The organism is Croceibacter atlanticus HTCC2559 (assembly GCF_000196315.1).
Taxonomy (GTDB): domain Bacteria; phylum Bacteroidota; class Bacteroidia; order Flavobacteriales; family Flavobacteriaceae; genus Croceibacter; species Croceibacter atlanticus.
In genome coordinates this window covers 555,115-577,318 of sequence record NC_014230.1, presented here as the reverse complement: position 1 = coordinate 577,318, position 22,204 = coordinate 555,115, and the positions used below count along the sequence as shown (strand labels likewise).

The following is a 22,204-nucleotide window of genomic DNA, read 5'->3' as shown; positions in this document are numbered from 1 at the left end:
CGTGGAAAGTTTTGTATCTTTAGTGATAGTAAAATAATATAGAAAATACGTTATGGCAATAGCAAAACCATTCAACTTAAATAAGTGGGTTGAAGAACATAGAGAACACCTAAAGCCACCAGTTGGTAATAAGAATTTATATAAAGATGCAGAAGATTACATAGTGATGATTGTTGCCGGACCTAATGCTCGAAAAGATTATCATTATAATAAAACAGAAGAACTTTTTTATCAGTTAGAGGGTCATATTGAAGTGCATATTCAAGAAGATGGTGAGAAAAAAACAATGAAACTTGGACCTGGAGATATGTATTTACATCCAGCAGGTGTACCTCACTCACCAGTGCGTCATGAAAATTCAATTGGTTTGGTTGTAGAGAGAAAGCGTAAAAAGCTTAATGTAGATGATGGTTTATTGTGGTATTGCGATAACTGCAATAACAAACTTTATGAAGTAAAATTCCCTTTAAATGATATTGAAAAAGATTTTTTAAAACACTTTAAGGAATTTTATGGCAGTAAAGAAAAACGTACTTGTGACAACTGCGGAACTGTTATGCCTGTTGATGAACGATTTGTTGCAACTGAATAAGTTGCATAAGTTTTTCAGCCCAATTCTATTTACCTATTTTTGTGAAAACAACTTAAAACAATAGACTAAATGAGCGCAGTAGCAACTGAATTCGGAATAGACGAAGCTTTAAAGCAATTAGGCATAAATGAAGTTAATAATGGTACATCTACAGGGTCAGATTGGTTTTCTTCTGGTGAAGAAATCTCTTCCTACTCTCCAGTAGACGGACAATTAATAGCTAAAGTAAAAACAACAACTAAAGACGACTACGAAAAAGTTGTTACAACAGCATCAAGCGCATTTAAAACTTGGCGTAAAATGCCAGCTCCACAACGTGGTGAAGTTGTAAGACAATTTAATGAGGAGCTACGTCGTCTTAAAGAACCATTAGGTAAGTTAGTATCTTATGAAATGGGAAAATCTTACCAAGAAGGTTTGGGAGAAGTTCAGGAAATGATCGATATCTGTGATTTTGCAGTAGGACTTTCCAGACAATTGCACGGTTTAACAATGCATAGTGAGCGTCCAGGACACCGTATGTATGAACAATACCACCCATTAGGAGTAGTTGGTATTATCTCTGCATTTAATTTTCCAGTAGCTGTTTGGGCTTGGAATACTGCTTTAGCTTGGGTTTGTGGAGATGTATGTATTTGGAAACCTTCAGAAAAAACACCATTAACAGGTGTAGCTTGTCAAAACATTGCACAACGTGTATTTAAAGAAAATGGTTTACCAGAAGGTATCTCTTGCTTAATTAATGGAGATTATAAGGTTGGTGAATTTATGACTACAGATAAACGTGTGCCATTAATTTCTGCTACAGGATCTACTAGAATGGGTAAAATTGTAGCATCTAAAGTAGGAGAACGTTTAGGGAAATCTTTATTAGAATTAGGTGGTAACAATGCAATTATCGTAACACCAGATGCAGATATTAAAATGACTGTAATTGGTGCTGTGTTTGGCGCAGTAGGAACAGCAGGACAGCGTTGTACATCTACACGTCGTCTTATTATTCACGATTCTATGTATGATAAGGTGAAGAATGCTATTGTCGATGCTTATGGACAATTAAAGATTGGAAATCCTTTAGATGAAACTAATCACGTTGGTCCACTTATAGATAAAGATGCAGTGGCTAACTACAACAAAGCACTTGAACGCGTAGTAGAAGAAGGCGGAAAAATTATTGTTGAAGGTGGTGTTTTAGAAGGTGAAGGTTACGAAAGTGGATGCTACGTAAAACCAGCTATAGCTGAAGCTCAAAATGATTTTGAAATCGTACAACACGAAACCTTTGCGCCAGTGTTATATTTAACAAAATATTCTGGTGATATTGAAAATGCTATCGATTTACAAAACAGTGTAAACCAAGGTTTGTCTTCTGCAATTATGACAAATAATTTACGTGAAGCAGAACACTTCTTATCTGTAGCAGGTAGTGATTGTGGTATTGCAAATGTAAATATTGGAACATCTGGAGCAGAAATAGGTGGTGCCTTTGGTGGAGAGAAAGAAACTGGTGGTGGCCGCGAGAGTGGTAGTGATGCTTGGAAAGTATACATGCGTCGCCAAACCAATACAATTAACTACACAACAGAACTTCCTTTAGCACAAGGTATCAAGTTTGATCTGTAATTGTTGTACAAACAATATACTCTTTAAGGTTTATTACGATTAAAGAGTAATTACAAATACTAAACCTCATAAGCTTTTAAGTTTATGAGGTTTTTTATATTCTTAATAACAGTTACTGCAGAAAAACATTCTTTTATAGATATCCTATCACTAAGCATTATATTTGTAGTCATTTCAAAATTAAAGGCTAGAGTTATGACATTAGGGTTTACTGTAAATAGAATGTGGGTGATTGTATTTTTATTAGTGAATTTAACACTCTCTGCACAAGAGTTTACAAGACAAGATACGTTACGAGGTAGTATAACTGAAGAACGTGCGTGGTGGGATTTAAAACACTACGATTTAAATGTTGAGGTATTTCCAGTAAGTAAATCTATAAGCGGAATTAATACGTTAACCTACACAGTACTTTCCGAAGGAAATGTTTTACAGGTAGATTTACAGTCACCAATGTCTTTAGATAAGGTAGAGCAAAACGGAACGCCTTTAAAAGTAGTTTCAGAAGGAGCAGCACATTTTATCACATTACAAGAAAAGCAGGAAATAGGGGAAGACTATAATATTGTTCTCACATTTTCTGGTAAACCTCAAGAAGCTAAAAATGCACCTTGGGATGGTGGTTTTTCTTGGAAAAAAGATGGTAATGGCAAACCATTTATTGCTACATCAAACCAAGGAATTGGTGCTAGTATCTGGTGGCCTAACAAAGATCATGCGTATGATGAGCCAGACAACGGTATGACAATGGCATTTACAGCACCAGCAGAATTAACAGTAGTAGGTAATGGTCGGTTAGTAAAAACCGAAGATAACGGTAATACAAAAACCTGGTATTGGCAAGTTGTTAATCCTATAAATAATTACGGTGTAAATATAAATATTGGAGATTACGTTAATTTTTCTGAAGCCTATGATGGTGAAAAAGGACCTTTAGATATGGACTATTGGGTCTTGAGTGAAAATTTGGAAAAAGCAAAATCTCAGTTTAAGCAAGCACCGAAAATGATGGAAGCTTTTGAGCATTGGTTTGGCCCTTATCCATTTTACGAAGACAGTTTTAAATTAGTTGAAGTTCCTTATTTAGGAATGGAGCACCAAAGTAGCGTTACTTATGGCAACAACTATAAAAACGGTTATTTAGGAAGCGATTTAAGCGGAACAGGTTGGGGTTTAAAGTTTGACTTTATTATAATTCACGAAGCTGGTCACGAGTGGTTTGCAAATAATATAACACATATAGATGTGGCAGATATGTGGATACATGAATCTTTTACAGCATATTCTGAAAGTTTGTTTTTAGATTATTATTACGGTGAAGAGGCAGCATCTGAATATGTTATAGGTACCCGAAGATCCATAAGAAACGACAGACCATTAATTGGAACTTATAATGTTCATCACGAAGGTAGTGGAGATATGTATTATAAAGGTGCAAATACACTACACACGTTAAGACAATTGGTTGATGACGATGCAAAATGGAGAGGTATTTTAAGAGGTCTTAATAAAGAGTTTTATCACCAAACAATCTCTTCTGAGCAGTTAGAAAATTATTTGAGTGAAGAAACAGGAATAAATCTAACCCAGTTTTGGGATCAGTATTTAAGAACCACTAAAATTCCTAAATTAGAATATAAATTAGATGGCAGTAAAATGTCTTTTAGGTATACTAACGTTGTAAAAGGTTTTGACATGCCTATAACAATTTCTGTAAATGGAAATGAGAAATGGATAGTTCCAACAGAAGAGTGGACTACAGAAACCTTTCCAGAAACTATAAAGAAAGTGGTTGTTAAAAAAGACTTTTATATAGAGTCTGAAAAACTTTAAGGCTAAGGATGTATTTTGTTACTTGCCGGCAACTACAATTACTATTTCACCTTTAGGTGCTTTCTCTTCAAAATGTTTAAGAACTTCAGTCGCAGTTCCTCTAATGGTTTCTTCGTAAAGTTTGCTTAATTCACGAGATACAGAAACGGGTCTGTCTGCACCAAAATATTCAGCAAAGTTTCCAAGTGTTTTTACCAACTTGTGTGGAGACTCATAAAAAACCATTGTTCTAGTTTCTTCAGCAAGAAGTTTAAGTCTTGTCTGCCTTCCTTTTTTAACGGGTAAAAACCCTTCGAATACAAACTTGTCATTCGGCAACCCACTATTTACCAATGCTGGTACAAATGCAGTTGCTCCAGGAAGGCACTCTACATCTAGATTAGCTTCAATACAGGCACGTGTTAATAAAAATCCAGGATCGCTAATAGCAGGTGTTCCAGCATCTGAAATTAATGCACAGGTTTCTCCAGATTGTATTCGCTTTACAACACCTACAACGCTTTTATGTTCGTTATGCATATGGTGTGAGTGCATAGGAGTAGAAACTTCAAAATGTTTTAGGAGTTTGCCACTAGTTCGAGTGTCTTCAGCTAAAATAAAATCTACATCCTTTAGGGTTTGTATTGCCCTAAAAGTCATATCCTCTAAGTTTCCTATTGGTGTAGGTACCAAAAATAGTTTACTCATAAATTAAGCTCTAACAGTTTTTCCAAAGAAAAATGATATTAATAAAAAGATTAGGGCTATTAATGTTGTAGTTGTGTCTTCACCAGCTTGTTGATGAGCAAAAAATGCTAACACAATATCAAAGAAAAAGCCCGCGTAAGCCCAAGATGTTAACCAAGCATTACGTCTCCATAAAATCATTACAACACCAAGTACTTTTGCAATGGCTAAAGGGATAACAATATATGTAGGATAGTTATAGCTTTCAAAAAGGCCTTTTACTGTATCTGTTTCTAAAAAATAAAAAGAAGCAGAATAAAGCATTAATGCACATAATAGAGCTGTAGCTACCCAGTAAATAATTTTTTGAATTCTCATATTCTATCTTATTTAAGTCGGTTAGTTAAACTTCTTTTCGACAATTTCTTTAAACCTATTTTCATACAGCTCTTTGCCTTCCCAATTCTTATAATCTGGCTTAACAACAGTTTCTAAAAAATGTTGAGCATTCTCATTACTTTCTATAGTGTTTAGTTGAGACAATACTCTGTTATAGTCACCAGCACTTCCATTAAATAAATGCTTTATAAATGCTAAGCGATCATTTAAGCCAATAGCAATTCCTGTATTAAGTCGGTCATTTAAGGATTTAGATTTTTTTGTGTCCTGAGTGGCTTTCGCAGTCTCTTTTTTGGGTGTGCTAGGTTTTTCTGGTGTTCCTATAGGTTCAAATTCTGGTAAATCATCATAGCTAACGCCACCAATATCTACCATATCATTTTTCATAAGCCTATTTTTAGCTTCTAAGGCTTCTAGTTGCTGCTGTCTTTTTTGATACTCTACTTCTTCTTGGGACAACGTATTTGGTTTAATTTCTTTTTCGGTAGCCTTTATAATATCTAAATCTGGTTGTGCCTCTTCTCTTACTTCTTCAATTTTAGAAGTTGTGTTGTCTTTTAATGGAACAATAACTTCTTCAGAAGGTGTAATTTCATAATCGTTATCTGCATTCTCAATTGCTTGTACAATATCTTTTCTGCCAATTGTAGGTTGTGGGCCATCAAAATGACGTTCTGTAAATTCTAAAATTGTAAGCTTATCATGGAGTTTTGCAGCCATCTCTTTTAACGTCTTGATATCTTCTGTAGATTTCAATTGTAAAATTTGATGAGCAAGACTTGTTAATTCGGCTTTAAGCGCTTTCTTCATAATTTATGAGATTTCAATGTAGAGCCAATTGATTTTGGTTAAATTTGTGGCACTTTCAGAATTGAAAATTACAAAATGTTTCTTGAAAACACGGTAAATCACAAAGAGCAATTTGGCTGGATAGAAGTCATTTGCGGATCTATGTTCTCCGGTAAAACCGAAGAGCTTATCCGTAGGCTAAAACGCGCAAAATTTGCTAGACAAAAGGTTGAAATTTTTAAACCAGCTATTGATGTACGCTATGATGAAGATATGGTAGTCTCTCATGATGCTAACGAAATACGTTCCACTCCAGTTCCTGCTGCCGCAAATATAAGATTGTTGGCAGATGGTTGTGACGTGGTTGGAATAGATGAAGCTCAATTTTTTGATGATGAGATTGTGGCGGTCTGTAACGATCTAGCCAACAAAGGTATTCGAGTAATTGTTGCTGGTCTAGATATGGATTTTAAAGGCAATCCTTTTGGACCTATGCCTAATCTTATGGCTACAGCAGAGTATGTTACTAAAGTACATGCGGTTTGTACACGTACAGGAAATTTAGCGCAATATAGTTTTAGAAAGTCTGAAAATGACAAACTTGTTATGTTGGGCGAAACTGAAGAATATGAACCTTTAAGTAGAGCAGCATATTTTAAGGCAAGGTTACGAGAGAAATTAAAAACCATGCCAGTAAAAGAAGCTCAAGAATTAGAGGCTAAAAAAACACCAAATAATTAATAACCAAAATGCCTAAGGCCCAAGAAACAGTCCTAGAGATAAACCTTAGTGCTTTAGGGCACAATTACAACTACCTAAAAAGTAAAGTAAATACTTCTGTAAAATTAATGGCTGTTGTAAAAGCCTTTGGTTATGGTAGTGATTCTGTAATGGTTGCTAAAGAGTTGCAGACATTAGGTGCAGATTATTTTGCGGTGGCATATACTAGTGAAGGTGTACGATTAAGAGATGAAAATATCACGACACCTATTTTGGTATTGCATCCATTAGCTAATGCATTTAAAGAATTAATTGAGCGGTGTTTAGAGCCAAGTATTTATAGTTTAAAAACGCTTAGAGAATTTATAGCTACTGCACAAACACTCAAGCAAAAAGAATATCCTATTCATTTAAAATTTAACTCTGGTTTAAACAGGTTAGGGTTTAATGAAAAAGATGTGCCAGAAATGTATTCATTGCTTAAAAACACTACTGCAGTAAAAGTGACCTCACTTATGTCTCATCTTGTGGCGAGTGAAGATCACAACCTAACAGACTTTACACACAATCAAATTTCCTCATTTGTTTCATTTACTGAAGACTTTAAAACTGAATTTGGATATATGCCTATGAGGCACCAAAGCAATACATCGGGGATTTTAAACTTCCCTGAAGCTCATTTTGATATGGTGCGTTCTGGTATAGGACTTTACGGATACGGAAATTCTTCAACAGAAGACCTTGCTCTTAAACCTATTGCAACATTAAAATCTGTAATATCTCAATTACATAACATTCCTAAAGGCAGTTCTGTTGGGTATAATCGTGGATTTATTGCAGATAGAACTACCGTGTCTGCAACAATTCCTTTAGGGCATGCAGATGGTATAGGAAGACAATATGGTAAGGGTAAAGGGTGCTTTATAGTTAATGGTAAAAAAGCACCAATATTAGGAAATGTATGTATGGATATGACTATGGTAGATGTTACCGGTATTGAGTGCCAGGAAGGTGATGAGGTAATAATATTTGGGGCTTATCAAAATGCATCAGAATTTGCTAAAGGAGCACAGACAATTTCCTACGAAATACTCACATCTGTATCTCAACGAGTAAAAAGAACCTTTTGTCGATAAGGTCTATCAAAAGTTGATAATGCTTTTATAATTTATTTAATAAGAAATATATTTAACCAAATAACTTAAAACCAAAACTATGGGATTTTTTTCTGATTTTAAATCATTCTTAATGAAGGGTGATATTGTAGCTTTAGCAACAGCAGTAATTGTTGGAGGCGCTTTTAGCAAAATTGTTGGCTCTTTAGTAGCAGACGTTATAATGCCAGTTATAGGCCTACTTTTAGGAGGTAGAAATGTAAACGATTTATTCTTGGTATTAGACGGCAGTGGGACCTATGAAACTATTGCAGCAGCTAAAGAAGCTGGAGCAGCAATAATGACTTGGGGTAATTTTGTACAAGCAATTATAGACTTTGTAATTATAGGATTTGTAATTTATATGTTACTTAAAGGTTACGAGAAAACAAAGAAGAAAGAAGAAGCAGCACCTGCAGCACCAAAAGGACCTTCTCAAGAAGAATTACTTATCGAAATACGTGACGAATTAAGAAAGAAATAATATTAAAAATACGCAGCGTCACCGCTACAATGCACATTTAGTTTTATTAAACCCCGAACTTTTGCGAAAAAGATTCGGGGTCTTTTTTTGAATAAAATATACACGCATATAATATCATATTTAGAGTACCTACATAACCATCTATTCCTTAATTTTACAATATGTATAAATCAACTTAAAATTAAAACGATGAAAGTTGCTGTTGTAGGCGCTACCGGAATGGTAGGCCGTGTTATGATTAAAGTCTTAGAAGAGCGTAAATTTCCAATTTCAGAGCTACTTCCTGTAGCTTCAAAGAAATCTATAGGAAAAAAGGTTATTTATAACAATCAACCTTACGAGGTTATAAGTATGGAAGATGCAATAAAACAGCGTCCAGATATCGCTATATTTTCGGCAGGAGGAAGCACTTCATTAGAGTTTGCACCAAAATTTGCAGATGTTGGTACTACGGTTATAGATAACTCTTCTGCGTGGAGAATGCATGAAGGTGTTAAGCTTGTCGTGCCAGAAATTAATGCAAATGAGTTAACTACAGAAGATAAGATTATTGCCAACCCTAATTGTAGTACAATACAATTAGTCATGGTTTTAAAGCCGTTACACGATAAATACGGTATTAAAAGATGTGTAGTTTCTACCTATCAATCAATAACAGGAACAGGTGTTAAAGCTGTTGAACAGTTAAGAAATGAGCTTGCTGGTGAAAAAGGTGAAATGGCTTACCCTTACCCAATTCATAAGAATGCTATACCACATTGTGACGTGTTTGAAGAAAACGGGTATACTAAAGAAGAACTAAAACTTACTCGCGAACCTCAAAAAATTCTATCAGACAAAAGTATTGCGCTAACTGCAACAGCAGTAAGAATACCAGTTGTAGGTGGTCATAGCGAATCTGTAAACCTAGAGTTTAATTCTGATTTTGATTTAAATGAAGTAAGAGCTATTCTTTCAAATACAGAAGGTGTTAAAGTACAAGATAATCCAGACGTAAACACATACCCAATGCCTATTTATGCACAAGGTAAAGATGATGTATTTGTAGGAAGAATACGAAGAGATCACTCTCAATCAAACACATTAAATTGTTGGATTGTTAGTGATAATTTAAGAAAAGGAGCAGCTACAAATGCTGTGCAGATTGCTGAATATTTACTAAAAAACAACCTTATTAAGAACACCAGTACTGTAAGTTATGAAGTGTAGTTAGGACTAAGTTTCCGTAACTAACTTTAAATACTTAAAAATGAAATGGGTAAACCTTATTCTTAGAATTGGCCTAGGCTTAATGCTTTTTATGTTCGGTCTAAATAAATTTTTCTGGTTTATGCCAGATTTCGATTTTACAGGTTACCCAGAAGCAGATCATTTATTTAAAGCATTGCGATATGCTGGTGAGCAAGCTACAGGAAAAGGATACTTAATGCATTTAGTAGGCTTGTCTGAGGTTGTTATAGGAGTAATGCTTGTTACAAAAAAATGGGTGCCTTTGGCGTTAGCTATGTTAGTTCCAATATCTATTAACATAGTGCTGTTTCATGCGTTTTTAAACCTTCCTAATATTGGTCCAGCAATTTTAGTAGCTATTGTAAATGCCTATTTAATGTACAAACATAGGGATGCATATAAATCTATACTTACTTAGTAAGTAAATTCATAAATAATTAAGAGGTTAATCCTCAGGCATAAAGCTTGAGGATTTTTTTATATCTTTAAAAGAACTAACCACCAAATTAATAATTTATGAATTCAACCTTTACTAAAATTGTACGCTATCTATTAGCACTAATGTTACTTGTTTTTGGGCTTAATAAATTTTTAAAGCTTTTGCCAATGCCAGAGTTACCTCCAAGCGCAGCAGAGTTTATGACAGAGCTTGCAGCAACAGGTTATGTATTGCCAGTAGTAGGTGCAATCGAAATTTTTATTGGGATCTTATTATTAATTAATAAATGGACACCTTTTGCATTGGTTCTTCTAGCGCCAATCTCTGTAAACATATTGTTATTCCACCTTTTTCTTGATTTACCAGGAATAGGAGGCGCATTAATTGTTGCTATTTTAAATGGAATACTTATATATAAACATTGGTCTAAGTTTAGACCACTATTTGCATAAATAGTATATATGTGTTAAAAGCCTCTTAATCAAAATTAAGAGGCTTTTTTTAATTTGTATTTTTATGCTGAATTAAACTCACACTAATGAAACAACTCATCCTTGTAACAATAACTGCAGCAACAATATTTAGCTGTAAAACAGAGACTAAAACCGATAGAACCATAGCAGTGACATACCCCGAAACAAAGAAAGTAGATACCGTAGATGTATATTTTGGTAATGAGGTGAAAGACCCATATCGCTGGTTAGAAGATGATCGCAGTAAAGAAACCGAAGATTGGGTGAAAGCTCAAAACCAAGCTACATTTGGATATTTAGACAAAATTCCTTTTAGAGAAGATCTTAAAAACAGATTAACCGAACTGTGGAATTATGAAAAGTTGGGATCACCCTTTAAAGAAGGTGAGTATACCTACTATTTTAAAAACAATGGGTTGCAAAACCAAAGTGTGATTTATAGGTATAAATCTACCGAAAGCCCTGAAAATGCTAAAGTATTCCTGGATCCAAATAAGTTTAGTGAAGACGGTACAACATCATTAGGAGGATTAAACTTTTCTAAAGATGGAAGTAAAGCAGCTTATTCAATTTCTGAAGGCGGTAGTGATTGGAGAAAAGTAATTGTTGTAGATGCAGAAACCTTGGAACGTGTTGAAGATACTTTACAGGATATTAAATTTAGTGGTGTGTCTTGGAACGTGAATGAAGGATTTTATTATTCAAGTTATGACAAACCTAAAGGCAGTGAGTTGTCTGCAAAAACAGACCAGCATAAACTATATTATCACAAGCTAGGAACCTCTCAAAAAGAGGATAAACTTATTTTTGGAGGAACACAAGAAGAAAAAAGAAGATATGTTGGTGGCAGTGTAACAGAAGATGGTAAGTATTTAATTGTTTCAGGAAGTGTATCAACCTCAGGAAACGATTTAAGAATAAAAGACCTTACCAAGCCAAATTCAGATTTTAAAACTATAATTTCTGGCTACGAAACAGATTCATACGTTATAGAAAATGAAGGCAGTAAACTATATATTGTAACAAACCTAAATGCACCTAATAAAAAAATTGTGACGGTTGATGCTGAAAACCCATCACCAGAAAATTGGGTAGATTTCATTCCAGAAACAGAACATGTGCTTAGTCCTAGTAAAGCTGGTGGCTACTTCTTTGCAGAATATATGGTAGATGCTGTAAGCGAAGTAAAACAATACGATTATGCTGGTAAATTAATACGTGAAGTTAAACTTCCAGGAGTTGGAACAGTTGGTGGCTTTGGTGCTAAAAAAGAAGATAAAGAACTGTATTTCTCTTTTACAAATTATGTAACACCAGGCAGCATATATAAGTATGATATTGAAGATGGTAATTCAGAGCTATATGTAAAACCAGAAATAGATTTTAATCCAGACCATTATAAGAGTGAACAGGTGTTCTTTAACTCTAAAGATGGTACAAAAATACCCATGATTATAACCTATAAAAAAGGGACAGAGCTTAATGGTAAGAACCCTACGATACTATATGGTTATGGAGGTTTCAATATAAGTTTAACACCAAGTTTTAGTATAGCAAACGCTGTGTGGATGGAGCAAGGTGGAATTTATGCAGTTCCTAATTTGCGCGGTGGTGGAGAATACGGTAAAGCTTGGCATGATGCTGGTACTAAACTACAAAAGCAAAATGTATTTAATGACTTTATAGCTGCGGCAGAATATTTAATTGAGAAGAACTACACATCAAAAGAATATTTGGCAATTAGAGGCGGTTCAAATGGTGGATTATTAGTCGGAGCCACGATGACACAACGACCAGATTTAATGCAAGTAGCATTGCCTGCAGTAGGCGTGATGGATATGTTACGCTATCATACCTTTACAGCAGGTGCAGGTTGGGCATATGATTATGGAACGGCAGAAGATTCCGATGAAATGTTTCAATACCTAAAAGGATACTCGCCAGTACACAATGTAAAAGAAGGTGTTTCTTATCCTGCTACAATGGTAACTACTGGAGATCATGATGATCGCGTAGTACCAGCGCATAGTTTTAAGTATGCTGCAGAGTTGCAAGATAAACAAGCTGGAAATGCTCCTACATTAATTAGAATTGAAACTAATGCTGGCCATGGTGCAGGAACACCAGTAAGTAAAACTATAGAGCAGTACGCAGATATTTTTGGTTTTACGCTTTACAATATGGGTTATGATGAGTTGCCGGTAAAGAAACAATTTAAAGACTAAGATAATTTCTAAATATAATTTATAACCTGTTAGAGAATAATCTAACAGGTTTATTTTTGCATTATGCTAAACGTAAATATACAAGCCTTTAAATATGCTAAAACACCTGTTTTAAAAGCTATAAACTTTAAGCTTACTAAAGGTGAACATATTTCTATTTTAGGAGAAAGTGGATGTGGTAAAAGTACATTGCTGGAACTTGTGTATGGAACGCTTCAACTTAAGGCAGGAGAGATTTATTGGAATAATAAGAAGCTGCTAGGTCCAAATTTTAATCTTGTACCTGGAGAACCTTTTATAAAATATGTATCACAAGACTTTAATTTGATGCCTTATACAACTGTAGAGGATAACATTGGTAAGCACTTGTCCCGTTTAGATATGTCTTTTAGAAAAGAACGTATTGCAGAACTTTTAGAAGTTGTAGAAATGACTTCATTTAAAACTAAAAAAGTTAAAACATTAAGTGGAGGTCAACAGCAACGTGTTGCACTAGCAAGAGCTCTAGCTAAAGAACCAGAACTACTTTTGTTAGACGAACCGTTTAGTCATATTGATAACTTTAGAAAAAATAAGCTTCGTAGGCGGTTGTATAAGTATTTAAAAGACAAACAAATCTCTTGTATTACAGCAACACATGTAAGTGAAGAGGCATTATCATTTTCTGATAGAATCTTGGTAATGAAAGACGGTAAATTTGTTGCACAAGACACGCCTGAAACTATTTACAAAACATCCCAAGATTTATATGTTTGCTCTTTTTTTGATGATGTTTTTAAATACAAACAACAAGTTTATTACCCTTATCAAATTACGGTTGAAGAATTAGGGAAACACAAGGCAACTGTAAAGCAATCTTATTTTAAAGGTGATTTTTGGTTAATTGAAGCTGTATTTAATAATGATAATTTGCTTTTAAAACACAATACTGCACTACCAATACATACAGAAATACTTATAAATTTTAATGATCGTTAGTAAACGCTTTTAATAGTCATGGTTTCACCATTAAACTCAAAAGTGTCTTTCTCAGTCTTATTCATAAGAAGCATACCAATAGGAGATTCTTTTGAAATGACATAAACTGTTTCGTTATCTAAGGTAATAGCACCTACAGAAACAGCAATGTAGTATATAGCTTTAGTGGTTTTTACTAAACTTCCTATATGAATGTTTTTAGAAGGTTTAATATCACGTTGTCTAATATTTTTAAGAATTTGATATTGTTGTTCTGCAACATCTAAACGAGCTCCAAGTTGTTCACGTTCAATATCCATCATGGCTCTATCTGTCTCGTGTTTGTCTCCAGCAGTACTCTTTGTTTCAGACTCTAAAGATTCTACAATATCTGCTATAGCGTGTTTAATCTTTTCTAGTTTGGTAGATACTAAAGATTCACAATGGGAAAGTAATTTAATTTTAAATTCAGATGTTATAGCCATAGGTTAAAAGGTCTTCTGCAGCTAATTGCAGTGGTTCGTTAGTGGTAATAGAGTAAGCATTTACATCTTTTATTAAAGATTCAATTTTAAGTACTTGCTCTTTTAAATTTTTCTTGATGTCACACTCCCAAATAGTGAGAACGGTCCAATTAGACCTTATTAATGTTACGTAATTATTCTGGTCTCGTTTCATATTAGTATCAAACTTATCTTTCCAAAATTCAGTGTTAGTTTTGGGAAGATTTAGGTTGCACTTAGGGCACCTGTGCCAAAAACAACCATTTACAAATATGGCGATTTTTTTGGTTGAAAAAACAATATCTGGAGAACCTGCTAATTTTTTAAAATGTAATCTATAACCTCTTAGTCCTGATGCCCATAATGCTTTTCTTAAAAGTAATTCTGGTTTGGTATGCTTGCTTTTATTTCCTCGCATAGAGGTGTTCACAGATTTGCTATTTATATGTAAAGACATTACAGCTTTTTTATAGCAATTACTTCAAAAATTAAACCAGATTTATTTTTTAGTTTCAGTACTGGTTTTAGTTAAAATCAACGGTCCATAATAATACATTTGTTGTCTTATCCAGGCTTTTTGTCTTTGTACATATGGTGATGAAGGGTTGGCTCTATAGCGTCTTGGGTTAGGTAAAATTGCAGCAATTGCAGCTGCTTCATCTATACTTAATGTAGCAGCAGATTTTCCAAACCAATACATACTTGCTGCAGAAGCTCCGTAAACAGAATCTCCCATTTCAATACTATTTAAGTACACCTCTAGAATGCGTTCTTTATCCCAAATAAGCTCAATTAAAAACGTGAAATAAACCTCGAGTCCTTTTCTCGTCCAACTTCGTTGTGGCCATAAAAACACATTTTTAGCAGTTTGCTGAGAAATGGTGCTTGCACCGCGTAGTTTTTTTCCTTTTTGATTAGCTTCATATGCCTTTTCAATTGCTTTGGTATCAAATCCATTATGATACACAAACTTTTGATCTTCTGAACAAATAACCGCAAGCTGAAGGTTTTTAGATATATCTTTTAACGGCACCCACTTATGAGTCCATTTATTTTGTTCATTATTTTCAAAATACCTGATAACCATTAATGGAGTAATATAAACAGGTATGAATTTGAGTAGGGCAACCCAAATAATACTCATTGCAAAAAACCAAAGTAGAATTTTACCAAAAAATTTAAAAATACGTTTTATCATTCTGTTGCTAAATTTGCTAAATCTTTACCTACAAGACTTCCTATAGCAACACCCATACCACCTAAACGGACACCGCAGTAAACATTTTTAGATACTTTTTTTAAAATAGGCTTTTTTTGATTTCCTACACCTAATATTCCGCTCCACCGCATGTCTATTTCGTAAGGAGTTTTTGGTAATATGTGTGATTTTAAATACGTGTCTAATGTACTTTGTATTAATTCTGTTTCTCCAAAATTAGTGGTCTCTTCTTCTTTTAGTGCTAGGTTTCTTCCACCTCCAAATAATAACCGGTTACCCACATTTCTAAAGTAAAAATAGCCCTCATCTATATGAAATGTACCTTTTATATTTAAGTTCTTAATTGGCTTAGTGATTATTACTTGAGCTCTTCCAGGTTTTACATTAGAGATCTTAAGTTGCTCAGAAAACCCGTTAGTAGCAATTAGCAATGTTTTTGTTTTAAAGTCACCTAAATTAGTTTGTAAAAGCACATTAGTGTGTTGTTCCACATATTCATTAACATTACAATTGTTTAATATAGTAATATTGGCATCTTGTGTTTTATTGATAAGCGCCTGCATCATTTTACCAGTATTAAGTTGGCCTTCAAAAGCATTTACTATAAGTTTTGAATTTATTCCAGAAAATCCAAATGTGTTTTCAGTAACAGAAAACAGAGGTGCTTTATATAATGAGTATAGTAAGTCATTTATCTCATTGAGATGATCTAGGCTTTTTTCTAAAAGCGCCTTGTGTTTTCTAAGAAAAACTTCATAGCCACCAAGCTGTTTGTATTCTAAGTGATCATCTCCCACTATGTTACGAAGTCTTTCTAACCCTAAAACACGCTTCTCAACTAGTTTAAAAATATCTTCAGAAGAGTGTGTTTTAAAATCTTTCAGTAATTCAGAGATGCTACCTAAACAAGCAAAGCCAGCATTTTTGGTGCTGGCACCTTGTGGCCAAGGGCCGCGTTCTAATATAGTAATAGTTGCTTTTGGAAATTTTTCACGAAGTGTTAATGCAGTATTTATACCAACAATACCACTTCCAATTATAATAAAATCGTTGGTTGTAAACCAGGTTTGCCTATCCCAATAGCTTTTTGAATTAAGTATTTCCATATATTGTAAGATACTTATTGTTCCATAAATCCACTAAAATATCTAATAATTTTACGTTTAATATAAAGCAAAAAAAAGACCTCGATATCGAGGCCTTAAAACATTGGTTAGTTAGTTAACGTTTTATTCTTCTTTCATTTTAAAGTCTTCCATAAATTTAGTAGTATAATTTCCAGCAATATAATCTGGATGATCCATAAGTTGTCTATGAAAAGGAATAGTTGTTTTTACGCCTTCGATTACAAACTCATCTAAAGCACGCTTCATCTTATTAATAGCTTCTTCTCTTGTTTGAGCCGTTGTAATAAGTTTTGCCACCATAGAATCGTAGTTTGGAGGAATACTATAACCTGCATAAACATGAGTGTCTAAGCGAACTCCATGTCCGCCTGGAGCGTGAAGTATCTCAATACGGCCAGGAGAAGGTCTAAATCCATTATAAGGATCTTCTGCATTTATACGACACTCTATCGAGTGTAGTTTAGGAGTATAGTTTTTACCAGAAATTGGCACACCAGCAGCAACTAAGATTTGCTCCCTAATTAAATCAAAATCAATAACTTGTTCTGTAATAGGGTGCTCTACTTGAATACGGGTATTCATCTCCATGAAGTAGAAGTTACGATGCTTATCAACTAAAAACTCTACAGTACCTGCACCTTCATATTTAATATACTCAGCAGCTTTTACAGCAGCTTCACCCATCTTTTTACGAAGGGCAGTTGTCATAAATGGAGAAGGAGTTTCTTCTGTAAGTTTTTGATGACGGCGTTGTACAGAACAATCTCTTTCTGATAAGTGACAAGCTTTACCTGTACTGTCTCCAACAACTTGTATTTCAATATGTCTAGGCTCTTCAATAAGCTTTTCCATATACATACCATCGTTACCAAAGGCAGCGCCTGCTTCTTGTCTTGCGCTATCCCAAGCATCTTCAAGGTCTTCAGGTTTCCATACAGCACGCATACCTTTACCACCACCACCGGCAGTAGCTTTAAGCATAACTGGATAACCCATGTCTTTTGCAACTTTCTTACATTCTGCAAAATCTTTTAAAAGGCCATCTGATCCAGGAATACAAGGCACACCTGCAGCTTGCATTGTAGCTCTTGCAGAAGCTTTGTCTCCCATTTTATCAATCATATCTGGAGAAGCACCAATAAACTTAATATCGTGCTCTTCACATATTTTAGAAAACTTCGAATTTTCTGCCAAGAAACCATATCCAGGATGAATAGCATCTGCATTTGTTATTTCTGCGGCAGCAATAATATTTGGAATTTTTAAATAGGATAAGTTACTTGGTGCTGGTCCTATACAAACAGCTTCGTCTGCAAACTTAACGTGCAAACTTTCTGCATCTGCAGTAGAATAAACAGCAACAGTGCTTATACCCATTTCTTTACAAGTACGTATAATACGTAATGCAATCTCGCCTCTATTGGCAATTAGAATTTTTTTGAACATAACTGTTTCAGCATTTGAAGTTGATATAATCATACCAACTCAGATTAAAACAAAAGGTGATTAAGAAGGATCTACCAAGAATAATGGTTGATCAAACTCTACAGGAGAAGAATCGTCTACTAATACTTTCACGATTTTTCCTGACACTTCACTTTCTATTTCATTGAAAAGCTTCATTGCTTCAATAATACAAAGTACATCACCTTCTTTGATAGAGTCTCCTACTTCACAGAAAAGATCTTTATCCGGAGATGGTTTGCGATAAAAAGTACCAATAATTGGAGACTTTACAGTAATATACTTAGAGTCATCTCCATTATTAGAATCAGCTGGTGCAGCAGCCGCGGCTTGCGCTACAGGTTGTGCTGGTGCTGGTGCAGGTGCAGCAGCCATCTGTTGTGGCATTTGTGCAGGCATTTGCATGTGCTGTACGATAGTTTCTTTTTCGTCTGAACCAGTTTTAATGGTGATTTTCACATCTTCCATTTCGAGCTTTACCTCGCTTGCGCCAGATTTGGCTACGAATTTTATTAAATTCTGAATGTCCTTTAACTCCATAATGATACGTTGTTTAGGTGTTTATTTAGTTTTGTTAGGAATTATATGCCCACTTGAGGTAAATTGAACCCCAAGTAAAGCCACCTCCAAAAGAGGCGAAAATGAGGTTGTCACCTCGCTTTAATTTTTTTTCGTAATCGTGTAATAATAATGGTAATGTGGCTGAAGTTGTATTACCATAGCGTTGTATGTTCATAAGAACCTTAGACTCATCTAGGTTCATTCTTCTAGCAGTAGCATCTATAATCCTTTTATTGGCTTGGTGTGCTACTAACCAGCTTACATCCTCATTTGTTAGGTTGTTGCGCTCCATAATGCTTGCGCTTACATCTGCCATGTTTGACACAGCAAATTTAAATACTGTTTTGCCATCTTGTTGTACAAAATGTTGTTTGTTTGCCACAGTTTCTTCGCTAGCTGGCAATATGGATCCGCCTGCATCTATTTTTAAAAATTCACGACCAATACCGTCACTTCTTAAAATTTCATCTTGTAGTCCTAAACCATCTTCATTTGGCTCGAACAAAACTGCGCCACCGCCGTCTCCAAAAATTATGCAAGTTGCTCTGTCTGTATAGTCAATGATAGAAGACATTTTATCTGCGCCTACTAATAGTACTTTTTTGTAGCGACCACTTTGTACATAACTGGCAGCCGTTGACATACCGTATAGAAAGCTAGAGCAAGCTGCTTGCAGATCATAAGAAAAGGCATTTTTAGCTCCTATTTGAGAAGCTAAATATGCTCCAGAAGATGCTACTGGCATATCTGGTGTTGCTGTTGCAAAAATAACTAAGTCTATTGTTGTTGGGTCTAGATCTATTTTTTGAATTAGATCTTCTGCGGCTTTTATACCTAAATATGACGTGCCTTTTCCTTCTTCCTTTAACAAACGACGTTCTTTTATACCAGTTCTAGTGGTAATCCATTCATCATTTGTATCAACCATAGTCTCTAAGACCTTGTTGCTTAACACGTATTCTGGGACATAGCCTCCTACAGCTGTGATTGCTGCTGTGATGTTGCTCATATAGTTCTTTTTAGTAAGAGCCAAAATTTGGCTATCACGCTAAAAAATGGTTGGAAAATTACTAAAATTTCCCGTAATGACTCAAAAAATAGAAGTTTTTTATAATTCGTGCATAAAAAACAAAAACTCCCAAAGGGGAGTTTTTAATATAAATGAGTGTAAGAAGCTTATGCTTCTACCTCTGTAGTATTGTCTATAAGAACTTGACCACGGTAATATAATTTACCTTCATGCCAGTGTGCTCTGTGAAACAAGTGAGTTTCACCTGTTACAGGATCTTTTGCCAAAGTTGGAGCTTTAGCCTTATAATGAGTTCTTCTCTTATCTCTTCTAGTTTTCGAGATTTTTCTTTTAGGATGTGCCATGGCTATGGGTTATTTATCTTTTAGTAATTCTTTTAATTTATTCCAACGAGGATCAACCTCTTCGTTCTCTTTTTGTTTAGGACTAAGTTCTTCTAGCTTCTTTAAAACATCTGTCTTTAAAGTACCGTCTTCAATGCCTGGATGAATTCGCTTTAATGGTACAGCTAAAACTATGGCTTCATAGATATATTGCTGTACATTTATTTCATATTCACCGTGAGGTAAAATAAGAAGCTCTTCATTTTCGTCATTAAACTCTGGGCCAAATTTTACAACCAGCTTTAATTCATTTTCTATAGGCTGGTCATACGGCTCATTAGTTAAGTCTCCATTAACATTAACAGTGCCAGAAATATGAAAAAGCAACTCAAACATAGTTGGTTTTTTTTCAAAATCTAAGGTCACATTAACATTAGCGTCATTAAACTCGTCGTACTCAAAAACGTCAAAAAACGATTGTCCTATAGTATAATTAAACTGATGTTTTCCTACTTTCAATCCCACAAAAGGGATTGTAAATTCTTTTAACTGCTTCATCTCTACATCTATTCTCTTACACTAGCCTTGTGAAAAGGCGGGTGCAAAGATAGTAATTTTACGGAATTAAAAAACTTTATTTCATTCAAAATGAACATGTAAGTTCATTTTATTTTCTCTCTTTCCTTCTTGGCTGTTTTTTTAAAGGGTTTTTAGTGAGCTCTTTATACTCTTTTCTGTTTTTAAAAATTTGCATTCCTGTAAAAACAGCCTGCTTAAATGAGGTTTCATCTGCTTGTCCTTTTCCGGCTATTTCGAACGCGGTACCGTGATCTGGAGAGGTTCTTACTCTTGATAGTCCTGCAGTGTAGTTTACGCCATTACCAAAAGACAAAGTTTTAAATGGGATTAGACCTTGATCATGATATGCTGCGATTACTGCATCGAAATTTTTATAATTCTGTGAGCCAAAAAAACTATCTGCAGAATATGGACCATAAACTAATTTACCGTTGTTGTTTATATTTTTTAGGGTAGGTTTTAATACTTCTTCGTCTTCTTTACCTATTACACCATTATCGCCACTATGTGGGTTAATGCCTAATACAGCGATTTTTGGTTGCCTGATCCTAAAATCTTCTTCTAATGAATGATATATGCTATTAACCTTCTTTTCTATTAATTGTGGCGTAATTGTAGAAGCAACATTTTTTACGGCTACGTGGTCTGTAAGTAAACCAACTCTCAAAGAGTCTGAAACCATAAACATTAAACTATCTCCTTGTAATTCTTTGGCAAGGTAGTCTGTGTGACCAGGAAAATTAAATGCTTCAGATTGTATAGTGTTTTTGTTAATTGGTGCTGTTACCAATATATCTACTTGCTTATTTTTTAAAGCTTCTGTTGCAGCTTCCAAAGATTTTAAAGCATAGCTTCCTACTTTAGTGTCTGGCGTCCCGAAGTTGATATTTACATTTTCTTTCCAAACATTATAAACGTTTACTTTACCATCTATAATCTTATTAAGGTCTGAAATACCTTGAAATTGAAGATCTATATTTAAGTGTTTCTTTATAAATGAAAGCACTTTTGAGTTTGCAAAAATAACAGGCGTGCAAAACTCTAATATACGCTCATCTTCAAAAGTTTTAAGCACAACTTCTGCTCCTATGCCATTTAGGTCTCCTATACTTATTCCTATTTTCAACTGTTGTTTTTGGGTCATTAATTATAACTATTTTTGCAAAGATAAAGGTAACTAAATAAATACTGAATGTTTACAGGAATAGTAGAGGAATTAGGTAGAGTTAAAGATTTGACTAAAGATGGAGATAATCTTCATATTTTTATTGAAGCACATATGTCTTCAGAATTAAAAATTGATCAAAGTGTTGCTCATAATGGCGTTTGTTTAACTGTAGTTGCTGTTACTGACAATACTTATAGTGTTACAGCAATACAGGAAACCCTTAACAAGTCTAATTTAGGGTCATTAAAGGTTAATGATTTGGTTAACCTTGAACGCGGAATGAAGTTAGGAGCTCGCCTGGATGGACATATTGTGCAAGGACATGTTGATCAAGTAGCTGAATGTATTTTAGCTCAAGAGAAAGATGGGAGTTGGGAGTACAGATTTAAATATGATCCAGCACTAAACAATGTGACTATAGAGAAAGGATCTATAACTATTAATGGAGTAAGCCTTACAGTTGTGGATTCTGAGATAAATACATTTAGTGTTGCTATTATTCCCTATACCTATGAGCACACAACGTTTAAACAATTACAAAAAGGAGATGTTGTAAACTTAGAGTTTGATGTAATTGGTAAATATGTAAAACGATTACTTGGAAATACGTCTTTGTCTTAAGATAAAATAAATACCAGCTAATACG

At 34.5% G+C, this 22,204-nt stretch carries 25 protein-coding genes; 12 read left to right on the top strand and 13 right to left on the bottom strand.

The annotated features are described in order from the left end of the window. The first annotated feature begins 52 nt into the window (after positions 1-52). From CA2559_RS02460 to CA2559_RS02450, 3 genes are all read left to right on the top strand, one after another. Positions 53-592 carry a 3-hydroxyanthranilate 3,4-dioxygenase gene (locus CA2559_RS02460; RefSeq protein WP_013186256.1) on the top strand — a complete coding sequence of 180 codons (540 nt, stop codon included), beginning with the start codon at positions 53-55 and terminating at the stop codon, positions 590-592. 69 nt (positions 593-661) lie between these two features. Further along, positions 662-2,215, top strand: coding sequence for an L-piperidine-6-carboxylate dehydrogenase (gene amaB, locus CA2559_RS02455; protein WP_013186255.1), 1,554 nt, complete (start codon positions 662-664; stop codon positions 2,213-2,215). 84 nt (positions 2,216-2,299) lie between these two features. Next, positions 2,300-4,048 (top strand): M1 family metallopeptidase, encoded by a 1,749-nt coding sequence (locus CA2559_RS02450; RefSeq protein WP_013186254.1) that lies wholly within the window; start codon positions 2,300-2,302, stop codon positions 4,046-4,048. Positions 4,049-4,066: 18 nt separating this feature from the next. Here CA2559_RS02450 and rsmI read toward each other — a convergent pair whose 3' ends face one another. Genes rsmI through CA2559_RS02435 form a run of 3 tightly spaced genes read right to left on the bottom strand, consistent with a single transcriptional unit; the run spans position 4,067 to position 5,923 of the window. Beyond that, positions 4,067-4,735, bottom strand: a complete 669-nt coding sequence (gene rsmI / locus CA2559_RS02445) for a 16S rRNA (cytidine(1402)-2'-O)-methyltransferase (protein ID WP_013186253.1) — start codon at positions 4,733-4,735, stop codon at positions 4,067-4,069. Between the two features lie 3 nt (positions 4,736-4,738). Next, positions 4,739-5,092: a DoxX family protein gene (locus CA2559_RS02440; protein WP_013186252.1), complete on the bottom strand. Its 354-nt coding sequence runs from the start codon at positions 5,090-5,092 to the stop codon at positions 4,739-4,741. A 21-nt stretch (positions 5,093-5,113) separates the two neighbouring features. Then, complete coding sequence (locus CA2559_RS02435) at positions 5,114-5,923, bottom strand: hypothetical protein (RefSeq protein ID WP_013186251.1); 810 nt, start codon at positions 5,921-5,923, stop codon at positions 5,114-5,116. Between the two features lie 75 nt (positions 5,924-5,998). Here CA2559_RS02435 and CA2559_RS02430 point away from each other — a divergent pair, with 75 nt between their 5' ends. From CA2559_RS02430 to CA2559_RS02395, 8 genes are all read left to right on the top strand, one after another. Beyond that, positions 5,999-6,643 carry a thymidine kinase gene (locus CA2559_RS02430; protein ID WP_013186250.1) on the top strand — a complete coding sequence of 215 codons (645 nt, stop codon included), beginning with the start codon at positions 5,999-6,001 and terminating at the stop codon, positions 6,641-6,643. Between the two features lie 8 nt (positions 6,644-6,651). Beyond that, positions 6,652-7,758, top strand: a complete 1,107-nt coding sequence (alr, locus tag CA2559_RS02425) for an alanine racemase (protein ID WP_013186249.1) — start codon at positions 6,652-6,654, stop codon at positions 7,756-7,758. A gap of 79 nt (positions 7,759-7,837) precedes the next feature. Further along, a complete protein-coding gene (gene mscL / locus CA2559_RS02420; RefSeq protein WP_013186248.1) occupies positions 7,838-8,260 on the top strand; it encodes a large conductance mechanosensitive channel protein MscL in 423 nt (140 codons plus the stop codon). A 189-nt stretch (positions 8,261-8,449) separates the two neighbouring features. Next, complete coding sequence (locus CA2559_RS02415) at positions 8,450-9,469, top strand: aspartate-semialdehyde dehydrogenase (RefSeq protein WP_013186247.1); 1,020 nt, start codon at positions 8,450-8,452, stop codon at positions 9,467-9,469. A gap of 40 nt (positions 9,470-9,509) precedes the next feature. Further along, on the top strand, positions 9,510-9,908 hold the full coding sequence (locus tag CA2559_RS02410; protein WP_013186246.1) for a DoxX family membrane protein: 399 nt from the start codon (positions 9,510-9,512) through the stop codon (positions 9,906-9,908). A 98-nt stretch (positions 9,909-10,006) separates the two neighbouring features. After that, positions 10,007-10,381: a DoxX family membrane protein gene (locus tag CA2559_RS02405; RefSeq protein WP_013186245.1), complete on the top strand. Its 375-nt coding sequence runs from the start codon at positions 10,007-10,009 to the stop codon at positions 10,379-10,381. Positions 10,382-10,467: 86 nt separating this feature from the next. Continuing rightward, positions 10,468-12,627: a prolyl oligopeptidase family serine peptidase gene (locus tag CA2559_RS02400; protein WP_013186244.1), complete on the top strand. Its 2,160-nt coding sequence runs from the start codon at positions 10,468-10,470 to the stop codon at positions 12,625-12,627. 63 nt (positions 12,628-12,690) lie between these two features. After that, positions 12,691-13,605: an ABC transporter ATP-binding protein gene (locus tag CA2559_RS02395; protein ID WP_013186243.1), complete on the top strand. Its 915-nt coding sequence runs from the start codon at positions 12,691-12,693 to the stop codon at positions 13,603-13,605. On the opposite strand, the gene CA2559_RS02390 is transcribed toward CA2559_RS02395, so the two are convergent. The 10 genes from CA2559_RS02390 to pdxA all read right to left on the bottom strand — a co-directional run bounded on the left by CA2559_RS02390 (position 13,602) and on the right by pdxA (position 21,534). Then, positions 13,602-14,069 (bottom strand): hypothetical protein, encoded by a 468-nt coding sequence (locus CA2559_RS02390; protein WP_013186242.1) that lies wholly within the window; start codon positions 14,067-14,069, stop codon positions 13,602-13,604. The genes CA2559_RS02395 and CA2559_RS02390 overlap by 4 nt on opposite strands. Beyond that, a complete protein-coding gene (locus CA2559_RS02385; RefSeq protein WP_013186241.1) occupies positions 14,053-14,544 on the bottom strand; it encodes a very short patch repair endonuclease in 492 nt (163 codons plus the stop codon). Before CA2559_RS02385 ends, CA2559_RS02390 begins: the two co-directional genes overlap by 17 nt. Positions 14,545-14,586: 42 nt before the next feature. Further along, on the bottom strand, positions 14,587-15,285 hold the full coding sequence (gene mtgA / locus CA2559_RS02380; RefSeq protein WP_013186240.1) for a monofunctional biosynthetic peptidoglycan transglycosylase: 699 nt from the start codon (positions 15,283-15,285) through the stop codon (positions 14,587-14,589). After that, entirely contained in the window at positions 15,282-16,412 is a 1,131-nt protein-coding gene (locus CA2559_RS02375; RefSeq protein ID WP_013186239.1) for an NAD(P)/FAD-dependent oxidoreductase, read from the bottom strand. The genes mtgA and CA2559_RS02375 overlap by 4 nt, the downstream gene beginning before the upstream one ends. A 123-nt stretch (positions 16,413-16,535) precedes the next feature. Then, positions 16,536-17,879 carry an acetyl-CoA carboxylase biotin carboxylase subunit gene (accC, locus tag CA2559_RS02370; RefSeq protein WP_041241086.1) on the bottom strand — a complete coding sequence of 448 codons (1,344 nt, stop codon included), beginning with the start codon at positions 17,877-17,879 and terminating at the stop codon, positions 16,536-16,538. Between the two features lie 60 nt (positions 17,880-17,939). Beyond that, positions 17,940-18,437, bottom strand: a complete 498-nt coding sequence (gene accB / locus CA2559_RS02365) for an acetyl-CoA carboxylase biotin carboxyl carrier protein (RefSeq protein WP_013186237.1) — start codon at positions 18,435-18,437, stop codon at positions 17,940-17,942. 34 nt (positions 18,438-18,471) lie between these two features. After that, positions 18,472-19,467, bottom strand: coding sequence for a beta-ketoacyl-ACP synthase III (locus tag CA2559_RS02360; RefSeq protein ID WP_013186236.1), 996 nt, complete (start codon positions 19,465-19,467; stop codon positions 18,472-18,474). 167 nt (positions 19,468-19,634) lie between these two features. Then, complete coding sequence (gene rpmF, locus CA2559_RS02355; protein WP_013186235.1) at positions 19,635-19,832, bottom strand: 50S ribosomal protein L32; 198 nt, start codon at positions 19,830-19,832, stop codon at positions 19,635-19,637. A gap of 9 nt (positions 19,833-19,841) precedes the next feature. Continuing rightward, a complete protein-coding gene (locus CA2559_RS02350; protein WP_013186234.1) occupies positions 19,842-20,369 on the bottom strand; it encodes a YceD family protein in 528 nt (175 codons plus the stop codon). A 109-nt stretch (positions 20,370-20,478) separates the two neighbouring features. Continuing rightward, positions 20,479-21,534 (bottom strand): 4-hydroxythreonine-4-phosphate dehydrogenase PdxA, encoded by a 1,056-nt coding sequence (gene pdxA / locus CA2559_RS02345; protein ID WP_013186233.1) that lies wholly within the window; start codon positions 21,532-21,534, stop codon positions 20,479-20,481. Positions 21,535-21,582: 48 nt separating this feature from the next. Between pdxA and CA2559_RS02340 the strand changes: the two genes are divergently transcribed. Next, positions 21,583-22,179: a riboflavin synthase gene (locus CA2559_RS02340; protein ID WP_013186232.1), complete on the top strand. Its 597-nt coding sequence runs from the start codon at positions 21,583-21,585 to the stop codon at positions 22,177-22,179. Positions 22,180-22,204 lie beyond the last annotated feature (25 nt).